This is a genomic window from Tatumella sp. JGM91 (assembly GCF_018257575.1).
GTDB lineage: Bacteria > Pseudomonadota > Gammaproteobacteria > Enterobacterales > Enterobacteriaceae > Tatumella > Tatumella punctata.
Window position 1 is genome coordinate 127,947 of record NZ_JAERJP010000006.1, and the last position, 13,225, is coordinate 141,171.

At 49.1% G+C, this 13,225-nt stretch carries 13 protein-coding genes, 1 tRNA gene and 1 rRNA gene; 10 read left to right on the forward strand and 5 right to left on the reverse strand.

Going from position 1 to position 13,225, the window contains the following annotated elements:
• Positions 1-203: 203 nt before the first annotated feature.
• Positions 204-881, forward strand: a complete 678-nt coding sequence (locus JK198_RS06155) for a UTRA domain-containing protein (RefSeq protein WP_212710297.1) — start codon at positions 204-206, stop codon at positions 879-881.
• 4 nt (positions 882-885) lie between these two features.
• On the opposite strand, the gene JK198_RS06160 is transcribed toward JK198_RS06155, so the two are convergent.
• Positions 886-1,617 carry a response regulator gene (locus tag JK198_RS06160; RefSeq protein WP_212710291.1) on the reverse strand — a complete coding sequence of 244 codons (732 nt, stop codon included), beginning with the start codon at positions 1,615-1,617 and terminating at the stop codon, positions 886-888.
• 33 nt (positions 1,618-1,650) lie between these two features.
• On the reverse strand, positions 1,651-3,258 hold the full coding sequence (locus tag JK198_RS06165) for a sensor histidine kinase (RefSeq protein ID WP_212710292.1): 1,608 nt from the start codon (positions 3,256-3,258) through the stop codon (positions 1,651-1,653).
• Between the two features lie 353 nt (positions 3,259-3,611).
• Between JK198_RS06165 and JK198_RS06170 the strand changes: the two genes are divergently transcribed.
• Genes JK198_RS06170 through citG form a run of 8 tightly spaced genes read left to right on the forward strand, consistent with a single transcriptional unit; the run spans position 3,612 to position 10,955 of the window.
• Positions 3,612-4,970, forward strand: coding sequence for a 2-hydroxycarboxylate transporter family protein (locus tag JK198_RS06170; protein WP_212707551.1), 1,359 nt, complete (start codon positions 3,612-3,614; stop codon positions 4,968-4,970).
• A gap of 21 nt (positions 4,971-4,991) precedes the next feature.
• The gene (locus JK198_RS06175) at positions 4,992-5,867 is read left to right on the forward strand and encodes a fumarylacetoacetate hydrolase family protein (RefSeq protein ID WP_212707552.1); all 876 of its coding nucleotides are present in this window, start codon (positions 4,992-4,994) and stop codon (positions 5,865-5,867) included.
• Positions 5,868-5,872: 5 nt separating this feature from the next.
• Positions 5,873-6,895, forward strand: a complete 1,023-nt coding sequence (gene citC, locus JK198_RS06180) for a [citrate (pro-3S)-lyase] ligase (protein WP_212707553.1) — start codon at positions 5,873-5,875, stop codon at positions 6,893-6,895.
• Positions 6,896-6,920: 25 nt separating this feature from the next.
• Complete coding sequence (citD, locus tag JK198_RS06185; protein WP_212707554.1) at positions 6,921-7,214, forward strand: citrate lyase acyl carrier protein; 294 nt, start codon at positions 6,921-6,923, stop codon at positions 7,212-7,214.
• Complete coding sequence (gene citE / locus JK198_RS06190) at positions 7,211-8,086, forward strand: citrate (pro-3S)-lyase subunit beta (protein ID WP_212707555.1); 876 nt, start codon at positions 7,211-7,213, stop codon at positions 8,084-8,086. The genes citD and citE overlap by 4 nt, the downstream gene beginning before the upstream one ends.
• Before the next feature lie 10 nt (positions 8,087-8,096).
• The gene (gene citF, locus JK198_RS06195; RefSeq protein ID WP_212707556.1) at positions 8,097-9,608 is read left to right on the forward strand and encodes a citrate lyase subunit alpha; all 1,512 of its coding nucleotides are present in this window, start codon (positions 8,097-8,099) and stop codon (positions 9,606-9,608) included.
• Positions 9,608-10,147, forward strand: coding sequence for a citrate lyase holo-[acyl-carrier protein] synthase (gene citX / locus JK198_RS06200; RefSeq protein ID WP_212707557.1), 540 nt, complete (start codon positions 9,608-9,610; stop codon positions 10,145-10,147). Before citF ends, citX begins: the two co-directional genes overlap by 1 nt.
• Positions 10,125-10,955 (forward strand): triphosphoribosyl-dephospho-CoA synthase CitG, encoded by an 831-nt coding sequence (gene citG, locus JK198_RS06205; protein WP_212710293.1) that lies wholly within the window; start codon positions 10,125-10,127, stop codon positions 10,953-10,955. The genes citX and citG overlap by 23 nt, the downstream gene beginning before the upstream one ends.
• Before the next feature lie 91 nt (positions 10,956-11,046).
• On the opposite strand, the gene metA is transcribed toward citG, so the two are convergent.
• A complete protein-coding gene (metA, locus tag JK198_RS06210) occupies positions 11,047-11,976 on the reverse strand; it encodes a homoserine O-succinyltransferase (RefSeq protein WP_212707559.1) in 930 nt (309 codons plus the stop codon).
• A 433-nt stretch (positions 11,977-12,409) separates the two neighbouring features.
• Between metA and JK198_RS06215 the strand changes: the two genes are divergently transcribed.
• Positions 12,410-12,862 (forward strand): GNAT family N-acetyltransferase, encoded by a 453-nt coding sequence (locus JK198_RS06215; protein WP_212707560.1) that lies wholly within the window; start codon positions 12,410-12,412, stop codon positions 12,860-12,862.
• A 136-nt stretch (positions 12,863-12,998) separates the two neighbouring features.
• On the opposite strand, the gene rrf is transcribed toward JK198_RS06215, so the two are convergent.
• Both rrf and JK198_RS06225 read right to left on the reverse strand, forming a co-directional pair.
• Positions 12,999-13,114: ribosomal RNA gene (gene rrf, locus JK198_RS06220) — 5S ribosomal RNA — on the reverse strand.
• Positions 13,115-13,148: 34 nt separating this feature from the next.
• Positions 13,149-13,224 (reverse strand) — tRNA-Thr (locus tag JK198_RS06225).
• Between the last annotated feature and the right edge of the window lies 1 nt (position 13,225).

Genomic DNA, 13,225 nt, shown 5'->3' on the forward strand with positions numbered 1-13,225 from the left:
GTCCAGCAAAAACCAAGCCAATGTAGCGGCATACTATGAAGATTTTATGACAGCATTGTGATATCAGGATTTTTACCCTACTCTGCGGGCTGGCTACGCTGAGCACTGCGGTTCACCGGCGTTATCACAATGAATTCAGTGAGTGCAGACATGCACCGACATGGGGCTGACAGGTGACTTCCGGGAACACGAAAACAGTCGATATGATTGCGGGCTCTCTGCTGCAACGTGTAGAAAAGGGCGAATTCGCACAAGGGCGTCTGCCATCAGAACGATGCCTGAGCGAACAATATGCCACCACCCGTATTACCCTACGGGAAGCGCTGGCATTACTGGAAACTCACGGGAAAATATACCGTGAGCTGCGTCGTGGATGGTTTATCGCACCACCACGGCTGGTGTATAACCCTTTGTTGCGCAGCCATTTCCATGAAATGGCGGCACAGCAGGGACGGCTGGCCCATACCGAGGTGATCAGCTGTGGTGAGATTTCGGCAACACCTTTACTGGCACAGCAATTATCTGTCACCGCGGGTGAGGCGCTTTTCTGTATCCGCCGCTTAAGGAGGATTGACGGGCGGGCGGTACTCTATGTCGAGCATTATCTCAATCCGCAATTCTTCCCGGGACTGTTGCAGGAAGATCTCACCCGTTCACTGACAGATTTATACCAGTCTCTGTATGGCATACGTTATGGCGGCGTACGTTTTACCGTGTTACCCGGCCCTTTACCGGCCTTTTCCGCTCCGGCACTGAATGTTGCTTCAGGCAGCCCGGGGATTTGTATCACCCGCATCAACCAGAACCAGCATCACCAGGTGATCGACTGTGACCATGAATACTGGCGCTACGATGCATTATGTGTCGATGTGGAAACCTGACCTCTTAGGTTCCCTTGTCAGGCGGACCGGAGGACGGGCTTTCGGCTGGCAGAAGACGGCGGCGATATAAACGCCGCGGATGACCTATTTTCCCGTAAACCATTTCGACCCCCAGTAATCCGGTTCTGACACAGTATTCCAGATAACGTCGTGCCGTAGTTTTGCTCAGCCCCGAGTGGACCATAACCTCATCCACACTCAGGCACTGATCTCCTTCGCTAAACAGTTGCTGTACCCGTGCCAGGGTATTTTCTTCAATACCTTTTTCGGTTTCCCGCTGCCGGAAATTCTTTGCCTGTAGCTGATACAGTAAATCGACATTTTTTTGATCAACAACCTTCCACTCCCGCTGCTGTTTACTGAAACGGATAAAGTTTTCCAGCGACTGGCTAAGCCGCTTCAGGGACACCGGCTTAAGAATATAATCAAATGCTCCAACGCGGATCGCCTGACTACAGATATTCATATCACTGGCTGCCGTAATGAAAATAACCGCGCATTTCGCCCGGCTGAACATGGCGGAGCTGATTAAACTGATCCCCTGTCCGTCAGGCAGATAGTTATCCATAAGTACCAGCTGCGGATTACGTTGTTCGATCATTTCTCTTGCCTGAGCAAGAGTGGAGGCAATACCTGTAACCCGTAAACACGGGAAGTCATTCACCAGCGCTGCGTGTAACTGCGCAAGCGTGCTTTCATCTTCAACAATCAGTACATCAATATGTTCATCAGGCATAATTATTATCTTTAGTTGCTGTATTCCTTTTACTCAGGTATCAGGCTGTGCTTCAGGAATATCCGGAATAAAAACAGAAAAAACCGTTCCCCCGCCGGGATTATCAGTAACTTCGATCACACCACCGGCCTGGGTAACGAAACTGCTCACCAGATAGAGGCCGATGCCGTGTTCTGCCCCGTCTTTTGAAGTCATTTCCCGGTCAAATAAGCGATCCACCATCATTTCAGGGATCCCGACACCCCTGTCGGCAACTTCAATAATCAATTCGTCCTTACCGGCGAGGATCAGCACCTCAATGATCCTGCGAGAAGGATCCATGTGTCCTGTGGCTTCGATCGCATTATCCAGCAGATTACCTATCACGGAGATCAATTCTGATTCCGGCAGTCCGCGAAATGGCAATAACAGATGGCTGCCGGGATCAAAAACCAGTGCAATACCTTTCTCTCGCGCCCGCGATACTTTTCCCAGCAGTAATCCGCACAACATAGGGGAAGCAAATTGTGCGGAAATAAAATCCAGCACACCCTGGGCATGTTCAGACTGTAACTGGATGTAGTCGATAGCTTCACGATAGTGACCGGACTGCAGTAAGCCGGAGATCACAGCCGTCTGATTTAGCTGTTCATGATGCATAATGCGCAGATTTTCAAGGTAGCCGTTGACCTGACTTAAACGGGTCGTCAGGCTTTCTATTTCCTGGCGGTCACGGAAGGTAATTACCCATCCTTGTAGTTTGTTTTCCAGTAAAATACGGACACGACTGGCAATAACAGTGAGCTGATTAAAAAGACAGATTTCGTCATGCGTATCATTTTCCAGCATAACGGTACGGTCGAAGAAAGTTACTGGTTTAATTAACTGATGAATATTTTTTCCGTTCAGTGAATTATGTTCTCCTTTGATACCCAGCAGTAACTGCGCAGCTTTATTTACCACAATCACTTTTAACTGATCGTCTACCGCAATCACCCCTTCATAAATCGACTCCAGCATCGCTTTTTGCTGACGTACCAGCAGGCCTATCTCCCTGGGCTCCAGACAAGACATCTGTTTTTTGATGCTGCGGGTAAAAAACCATGAATATATAAACAAACTGACTAACATCAAAAAAAGAATGATAAAAGCATTAAACACCTTACTGAAGGTAATATTATCCAGTTCACTTTTCAGGTAGCCAACCGAAACAATCCCGGTAATATTTCCGTTATTATCATAAACCGGTGATTTACTACGCAGAGAAATACCCATCCCCCCTCTCCGCCAGGTCGTCACTGTCTTGCCCCCCAGCACCTCATCATTGTCACCACCGATCAGCGGAGTCCCGACTTTTTCTTTATTCACAGAATGATATAAGTGGTTTATTTTATTGTCCCCGATAACAATAAAACTGGCGTCGCTCAATAGTACAATTTTATCCATAAAGTCTGTGATTTCCTGCAGATTACTGTTGGCGACAGAACGACGCAGATCTGGCATTACCGAAATGAGATCTGACTGAACGCGCGTTCTCACGCTCATCTCCTGGTAGATTCTTCTGCCTGCTTCCAGATAGTAATAGACAGCGAAAAGAGAGAACAATAATAAAAAAACAATAATCAAAGAGATAAACAGCCTTATCTGAAAAGACATTTTCATATGCCGCCCGCCACAGTACGCTGACATGACAGATAATATATCACCACTCAGTTAATTCTATTTTTTAAATAAAAAAACTTGTGATCTTTTGCACAGCTTAATTCCTTAAATGTCACCTGTTACCTTGCCATACAACTGTACCCCGGTTAAAAAACATAAAATCAAAATATTAAATACAAAAAAAGAACATCATCGGCCACAGCCGGAATATTCTCCCTAATAAAAACCATTAAATCCTTTAAGTTCATAAAAACCATTAGCGCCATAAAACCTCCTAAATAAGTAAATCCTTTATCACAACATCAGTAAGTATTTCCTTGCGAGAATAATATTAACAATAAAGGAGAACTCTGATGGCTACAAAAAATATCCCGGCAGACAGCCCGGAAAAGAAATCATTAAAAGAGCAATGGTGGCATATTCTTGACACCTGGAAGGTAGGTATTATCCCCCTGCCTTTATTTATTCTCTGCGGAGTATTGATCGCCATTGAGTCCGCAGGGGGAAGGCTTTCCAGCGATATAGTCGTAATGGTAGCTACCCTCGCTTTCTTCGGCTTTGCCTGTGGTGAATTTGGTAAACGTCTGCCTGTGGTCGGAAAAATAGGTGCTGCTGCGATTTGTGCCACCTTCATTCCCTCTGCACTCGTCTTCTATGAAGTGCTGCCGGATATCGTTGTTCAGGCAACCACTAAATTCTATAAAGATACCAACATTCTTTATCTTTATATCTGTTGCATTATTGTCGGCAGTATTATGAGTATGAACCGGACAACCCTGATTCAGGGTTTTTTGCGTATTTTTGTCCCGATGTTATGCGGCGAAATTGTCGGTATGCTGGTCGGGATGGGGGTCGGACTCGCTCTTGGCCTGGAACCATTCCAGATTTTCTTCTTTATTATTTTACCGATTATGGCAGGCGGTGTTGGCGAAGGTGCTATCCCTTTATCGATAGGTTATGCCGCATTGCTCAATATGGATCAGGGTGTGGCCTTAGGCCGTGTGTTACCTATGGTTATGCTCGGCAGTCTGACGGCCATTATTATTGCCGGCTGTCTGAATCAAATCGGCAAACGCTACCCGCACCTTACCGGTGAAGGTCAGCTGATGCCTGAATCTGAAAATACCTCTGACCTTTCCGGCCCTCCTGACGAAGGCGCGAAACTGTTTAGCGGTCCCCCTGACATGGGTGCAGTGGCTTCCGGTGTATTGCTGGCAGTCCTTCTTTATATGGTGGGCATGCTGGGACATAAATTTATTGGCTTACCGGCCCCGGTGGGCATGCTGTTCGCCGCAGTGCTGGTGAAACTGGTACATGGAGTATCACCACGCCTGCTGGCAGGCTCTCAGATGGTATATAAATTTTTCCAGACGGCCGTCACTTATCCGATTCTGTTTGCTGTCGGAGTGGCAATTACACCATGGCAGGAACTGGTGAATGCTTTCACTCTGACCAACTTACTGATTATTTTCAGTACTGTCCTTTCGCTGGTCGTTACCGGCTTCTTCGTCGGCAAAAAACTGCGTATGCACCCGGTAGATGTCGCCATCATTTCCTGTTGTCAGAGCGGACAAGGAGGTACCGGTGATGTTGCGATTCTGACTGCGGGCAACCGGATGGTGTTAATGCCTTTCGCACAGATAGCGACCCGTATCGGCGGTGCAATTAATGTTTCGGTGTCGTTGCTGATCCTCGGAAACTTTATTATTTAATCAGATATTGCAGGATTTCAGATGAAAATAGCCAGTTATCTGCATCAGGGTGTTCGCAGCTACGGAATAGTAAAAACCGACGGTATTATCGATTTAGGGAGTCGTCTCTGCCACCGCTACGCAGATCTGAAATCCTTACTCGTCGCCGGGGAACTTGCCACCGTACGCAGCTATAGCGAAGAAAAAATCGATTTTACAACACAGGAGATCGATTACTTACCGGTGATTGAAAACCCCGGCAAGATACTGTGTGCAGGGATGAATTATGCCGAAAAGCGGCAGGAGTTTGGGCAGACTGACCCGGCCCCGACGTTATTTATCCGGTTTGCTGATTCTCAGACCGGCCATAATACCCGGTTACTAAAACCTTATGATTCTGATCAATTCGACTATGAAGGTGAGCTGGCGATAATCATCGGTACCGCAGGCCGGCATATTTCTCAGGCAGATGCCCTCAGTCATATTGCCGGTTACAGCTGTTATATGGATGCCTCTGTCAGGGACTGGCAGCACGCCTGGTTCACCGCCGGAAAAAACTGGCGTAACACCGGTGGTTTTGGCCCTTACCTGACCACCAGTGATGAAATAGATAACCCCCATAACCTGATGCTCAGGACCCGGCTCAACGGGACAATTGTTCAGCAGGATAATACCTGCAATATGATCCACAGCATACCTTACCTGATTGAATATATTAGTACTTTTACAAGAATCAGCGCCGGGGACGTGATTATTACCGGCTCACCTGGCGGGACAGGGAAAATGCGTCGCCCTCCGTTATTTATGCAGCCCGGTGACCGGATAGAAGTCGACATTGAGCAGGTCGGCCATCTGATCAATACAGTCGCAGAAGAGCCCGTCGTTTCCGAAGTATTTACCGGCCAAAGGAGCATATGACGACAATGGATATTCTCCCTGTATTCAGTCTGCGTATCACGGACAGTATCCGGCAGCCACAACGTCTGGAAAAGATTCGTCAGTTTCTCAGCAAACATGATCTGGCACCGGACAACGATATTCGTTTCTTTGCTGAAGCCAGTATTGGTCACCGGCTGGCGGGCTGTGCCGGTCTGGCGGGAAATATCGTCAAATGTGTAGTGACCGATACTCCCTGGCGGGGAGCCAATCTGACAGGGTTACTGCTGGCTGAGCTCGAACGCATTGCGGTTGATAAAGGTATCGCACCGCTTTTTCTCTGCACCCGCCGGGAAAACTGCGATAAGTTCTGCCGCTGTGGTTTCTGGCCTGTTGCCGAGGATTCAGCTGGCACAGTACTGATGGAAAACAACCCGGTCGGGCTGCAACGCTATTGCCAGCAGTTGCAGAAATTACGCCAGCCCGGGGAAAAAATTGCCGCCATTATCATGAATGCCGACCCTTTTACTCTGGGGCATCAGTTTCTGGCAGAGCAGGCTTGCGGGCAATGTGACTGGCTGCATCTGTTCTTAGTCGGAGAAGAAGCGGCATACTTTTCTTATGCCGACAGGCTGACGATGCTGACCCATGGGGTGGCTCATTTACCCCGGGTAACAGTGCATGGTGGTTCACCCTACATTATTTCCCGTGCCACGTTCCCCGCTTATTTCCTGAAAGACAAGGTGGCAGTCGATCAGACATGGAGTGAAACAGATCTGATTTTGTTTCGGGACCATATTGCTCCGGCGCTGGGGATCACCCACCGTTTTGTCGGTTCTGAACCTTTCTGCCTGACCACCCGCCGGTATAACCAGGCCATGCATCATCTGCTTGGCGGTCATATGGTAGTCGCCGAAATAGCACGTATCAACAGCTCCGCGGGGATCCCGTTTTCGGCCTCAGAAGTGCGACGGTTGCTGGCTGAGCAACAGTATGACCTGCTGCGTGACAAGGTGCCCGCCACGACATTTTCACACCTGAAAACACTGATCAGCCCACATCCGGTGTGAAGTTAAATGAATAAGGAGATAACAGATGAAAATCATCAGAGAGGCATTATCCGGTACCCTCGAATCCGGCGATGTCAGAGTAAAAATACTGCCCGCTGACGGTACTATCGACATCGTCATCCAGAGTGATGTCATCAAACAGTTCGGACAACAGATCAATCAGGTAAGCGTACAAACACTGGCTGATATGGGTGTTCACAGCGGGCTGCTGATTATTGAAGATAAAGGAGCTCTCGATTGCGTGCTGCGCGCACGGATACAGTGTGCGGTGTTACGGGCGGCGGACGAAGCAAAACCTGAGTGGGAGACTATGCCATGAAAAAACTTCGCCGCAGTATGCTGTTTGTCCCGGGAACCAGTGCCGCCATGCTCTCCAGCGCATTTATCTATCGCCCCGACGCCATCATGTTTGATCTCGAAGATGCCGTTTCGGTGAATGAAAAAGATGCCGGGCGTTTGCTGGTCTGCCAAGCATTACAGCACCCGATGTATCGGGATATAGAGAAAATTGTCCGTATTAATCCACTGCATACGCCTTTCGGATTACAGGACCTGAAAGCGGTAGTACACGCAGGCGCAGAGGTTATCCGCCTGCCAAAAACCGATTCCCCACAAGACATCCATGCCCTGGAAACCCAACTGGAAATCATCGAGCAAACCTGTGGTCGCCCCTCCGGAACCACCCGCCTGCTGGCTGCTATCGAATCGGCTACCGGGGTTATCAATGCGGTCGCAATTGCCCGCAGCTCACCCAGGCTCATCGGTATCGCCCTGGCTGCATTTGACTACGTTATGGATATGCAAACCGAGCGTGGTGACGGTACTGAGCTGTTTTATGCCCGCTGTGCGGTTCTGCATGCCGCCAGGGCCGCAGGTATTGATGCTTTTGATGCCGTCTGGTCAGACACCAGTGATGAGCAGGGTTTTCTGAAAGAAACCGACCTGATACGCAGAATGGGCTTCAATGGGAAATCCCTGATTAATCCGCGTCAGATAGCCTTACTGCATCAGGCATTTGCGCCAACACAGCAGGAAGTGGACTATGCACAACAAGTGATTGAAGCCGCCAGTGAGGGAGAAAAGCAAGGGCTGGGAGTCGTTGCTCTTAACGGGAAGATGATTGATGCACCGATCATCAGTCATGCACAGAAAGTGCTGGAACGTGCTGCCGCATCTGCTGTACATCACTGAGGATAATATTATGAAAGATAAAGATTTACTGCCTGGCTGCGGGCAACTTAATGCTTTTAGCGGGGCGAATGTCTCAACGCCCTGGCTGGCTGATCCTGAACAGAAGCATACCCGGAAACTCTGTAATAATTTGGAAGAAGCGATACAACGCTGTGAGCTACAAGATGGAATGACCATCTCATTTCATCACGCCTTCCGCGAAGGCGACAAAATGATTAATTATGTGGTTGAAAAGCTGTCCGCTCTCGGTTTTAAAAATCTGACGCTGGCATCCAGTTCGCTGATGAGTTGCAATGCCCCGCTGATTGAACCAATCCGTGCAGGCGTCATTACGGCCATTTATACTTCAGGGATGCGTGGCCAGCTGGCAGAGGCTATCTCTAACGGGCTGATGGCATCACCGGTACATATCCACTCCCATGGCGGCCGGGTGAAACTGCTGCAGGACGGTGAAATCAGTATTGATGTTGCTTTTCTCGCTGTGACCGGCTGTGATGAGTTCGGCAATGCCAGCGGTACCGGTAAAGGTTCAGCCTGCGGCTCTTTAGGCTATGCCATGACCGATGCCCGCTATGCACGTAAAGTTGTACTGCTGACAGAAACATTGCTGCCTTATCCTGCCTTACCGGCCAGTATCCTCCAGGATCAGGTGGATTATATTGTACAGACCGACTGTGTCGGAGATCCCGCCAGGATCAGTGTCGGTGCGGCCCGTATAACCAATAACCCCCGTGAGCTGTTGATTGCCCGCCATGCCGCCGGAGTCATTGAACATTCCGGTTATTTTACCCCCGGCTTTTCTTTGCAAACCGGTTCAGGCGCTGCCGCAACGGCCTGTACCCGGTTTCTGGGCGAAAAAATGGCACGGGATGGTATCCATGCCCGCTTCGCTCTTGGCGGGATCACTGCCAGCCTGGTTGAGCTTCATGAACAGGGATTAATCGAAAAACTGCTGGATACCCAGTGTTTTGACAGCCAGGCCGCAGAGTCTCTTGGCCGTAACCCTCTGCATCTGGAAATATCCACCAATGTCTATGCCAATCCCGCCAGTAAAGGAGCCAGCTGTGATCAGTTGGATGTCGTGATACTGAGTGCGCTGGAAATCGACCTCGATTTTAATGTCAATGTGATCACCGGATCCGATGGCGTAATGCGGGGCGCATCTGGTGGTCACTGTGATGTCGCGGCGGCGGCTAATCTGACCATAGTGGTGGCACCTTTAATCCGTGCCAGGATCCCCACCGTGGTAAAACGTGTAACAACACTGGTCACTCCCGGAGAAAGTATTGATGTTCTGGTCACCGATCACGGGATTGCGGTGAATCCTGCCCGCCCGGAATTAAAAGAACGCCTGATACAGGCAGGAATGAATATCGTATCTGTTGACGATCTCTGGCAACGGGCCTTGCTGATCAGCGGGCAACCGCAACCAATAAAATTCACCGATAAGATTGTCGGTATCATCCGTTACCGTGATGGCAGTGTGATTGATGTTGTCCGACAGATAGCGAAGGAAGAATAATGGACAATCCGGAAACTTTCACCCGCGCCTTCAGCCTGAACTCTCTGCTGCAGGCCAGAGAGAAAAGAGCGGCGCGACAGGATAAGTGGTTAACCCGCTATCATCAGCCGGTGATTTCCCTGACCCTGGTGACGCCAGGACCGGTTAAAACCAGTGCCCGCTATGAGAATATTATGGGGGTAGCCCTGCGGGTCTGTGACCAGTGGATAAGCCAGAACCACTGGCCATTAACTGCCAGGCAGGTGAACTGGCTGGCAACCGGGCCTGAGGCCTTATGGTGTGTTGATCATCCCGCAGCAGAGCTCAAAAAACAGTTGGCAGAGATTGAGCAGACACACCCGCTGGGCAGACTCTGGGACTTTGATGTCATTTGCCCGCTATCAGGTGTGACAGACAGAAAGTCCCTGAATCATCCTGCTCGTCGTTGTCTGGTTTGTGACCTGCCGGCAATCCGTTGTGCGCGTTCACGCCGTCATCCGCCACAAGTTGTATTGGATTGTGTGGAGAGAATCATTAATGACTGGTTTACCCGTGGATAATGGATCTTTCACGCTGCTTCCGCAAAAAGTGATTGCAGCATTACAGGATGAACTGGATCTGACACCGAAACCGGGACTGGTTGACCGCAATAACAGCGGATCACACCATGATATGGATTATGACTTATTCCGTCAGAGTATCAGTGCTATCAGTCCATGGTTCAGGGTATTTGAGCAACTCGGATACAGTAATGCCTCTCTGCCCGCAGAGAGGCAACTACTGCTACTGCGTCCCGCAGGCCAGGCATGTGAACAGGCCATGTTTTCTGCTACCGGACAAGTGAATACGCATCAGGGAGGTATCTTCTCTCTCGGGTTGCTCTGTTGTGCCGCCGGGCGGCTGGCAGGACGGCAGGAGGCAGTCAGCGCACTGGCCCTATGCAGGGAAACCAGTGCCATCTGCCGGGGGATTGTCGACCGGGAGCTGGCTGCGGGCCGAAATGCCAGCCCGTCAGCTATCCGGCTGTTCCGGCAGTATAAGCTGACCGGGGCCAGAGGAGAGGCAGAAAGCGGATTCCTGACAGTTCGCCGCTATGTATTGCCATTCTGGCACCAGGAAACGGGTAAACGTCAGCATCACCATGCTTTACTCCGGCTAATGTCGGTAAATGCAGATACCAATCTGGTTTCGCGTGGCGGCATGGCCGGACTCGGGTTTGTACGTCATTATGCCCGAAAAATACTCAGCGGAGCATGGGGGGCCGATGAACTGAATAACATGGATCAGCAACTGATATCCCGTCATCTGAGCCCGGGCGGAAGTGCTGATTTACTGGCTGTTGCAATAGTACTGGCAGGCCTGATGTAATATTTCACTCGAGTAGCAGAAGAGAAAACCAGAACACAATTCCTCACGGAGATAATCACCACTACCTCCGTGAATAATCCCCGGGAAGATATCAGTCCAGAGTCGGTGTCATATGCTTCAGGTCGTATGGCGTTATCTGGTAGACATAATAATTCAGCCAGTTAGAAAAGAGTAAGTGTCCGTGACTACGCCAGCTCGCCTGAGGAGTCAGGTGAGGGTTATTACCCGGAAAATAATTATAGGGCAGTGGTGAATCGATCCCCGCACCAATATCCCGCTGATACTCGCCTGCCAGAGTATCCGCATTATACTCGGGATGACCAGTGACAAATACCAGCCGTTTATCCCGGCTCGCCATCAGGTAAACTCCGGTTTGTTCTGACACCGCAAACACATCAAGATCGGTATGATCACGGATAATATCAGCCGGAAAATCCGCATAGCGGGAATGGGGGGCCAGAAACTGGTCGTCGAATCCACGGGTCAGTAATCCATGTGGCTGTACAACATTGTGCTGATAAACACCCGACAGTTTTTGCTGACGGGTCATTTTCGGCAAGCCATACAAAATATTTAATGCCGCCTGTACAGCCCAGCAGACAAACATTGTCGATGTGACATGATCTTTCGCCCAGTGTAATACCTGCTGTATTTGTGGCCAGTAAGCAACATCATCAAAATCGACCAGGCCCAGAGGTGCGCCGGTAACAATCAGACCATCGTAGTTTTCATGCTGAATATCAGAAAAGTTACAGTAAAAGGTATCCAGATGCTCAGCCGGTGTATTTCTCGACTCGCGGTTATCTATACGCAGTAACTGAATATCCAGTTGTAAAGGCGAGTTCGACAGTAATCGCAGAAACTGATTCTCAGTTTCGATCTTTTTTGGCATCAGATTAAGGATCAAAATCTTCAGTGGCCGAATATTCTGGATCAACGCACGGGAAGACGCCATAACAAAGACATTTTCGTTGCGTAAAAAATTAACCGCGGGAAGATCATCCGGTACTCTGATTGGCATTACCTGATACCTCTTAAAAACACATATACGTTTAGACATCCAGACAGCCAAGACTAGCGTGCAGCCTGTAAAAAGTCGAGACTGATCGGCTGATTATGAAAATCTTTCAGCTTAACTCTGCAAATAATTCAATAAATACCCAGAGCAGCACGTAATACCCACAGGCAGATCAACGAGGTGTCCGATTATACGTAGCCTGCCCGGAATAACAGCCCTGGCAGCCGGAGGAATAGCAACAGACATGACCATACACCGGGCGGAATTAATACATCGCCATATACTGCTAAAATAAAGAGTTTTTACTGATAATATCCGCTGTAATTCTCTCGATTAGCAGAAAATAGTTATCTTTTAAAAATTTTGACAGCAAAAGATTATCATTTAATATGATATTTCCGGAAGAAGCATAATTATAACGGGGCAATAAATTATTATGGAATATGTTATAAGATCGGCTACTGCCAGTGATATTAATACAATTATCACATTCACTGTACGTGAGGCACAGGAATCACAAGGCTCTGAAGTTGACCTGATTGCGGTTGAACGCGGAGTATCCTCAGCATTTACCCGGCATCCTCGTTCACAATACTGGATAATGGAAAATGCAGACGGTAGCGCTGTTGCTCATACTTCGATTATCAAAGAATGGAGCGATTTTTGCGGTAAAGATTACTGGTGGATACAAAGCTTCTATATTGCCCCTGAACACCGCGGACGAGGTCTGGCCGATCAATTGATTAACCATCTTAGCGCCGCTGCAAAATCAGCAGATGCTCTGGAACTGCGCTTATATGTACACGGAGATAATCAACGTGCTATCCGCGCATACCAGCGCTGCGGTTTTTCCGCGTCTCCTTATTTAATGATGAAAACCAGTCTGTAACAAGCCAGAAATACCCTGCCGGTGAAGTGTCTGCAGGGTGTTTCTGGAAAAATACCACCGCCGGAGGGTATTTTTCTTCTATAGCCATAAAACGCAAAAAGGCCATCCTTACGGATGGCCTTGTGCTTTATTTGATGCCTGGCAGTTCCCTACTCTCGCATGGGGAGACCCCACACTACCATCGGCGCTACGGTGTTTCACTTCTGAGTTCGGCATGGGGTCAGGTGGGACCACCGCGCTATTGCCGCCAGGCAAATTCTTTTATACCGAAATCATGTTTTTTATCTGGTGCTGATACCCAGAGTCGAACTGGGGACCTCACCCTTACCAAGGGTGCGCTCTACCAACTGAGCCATATCAGCA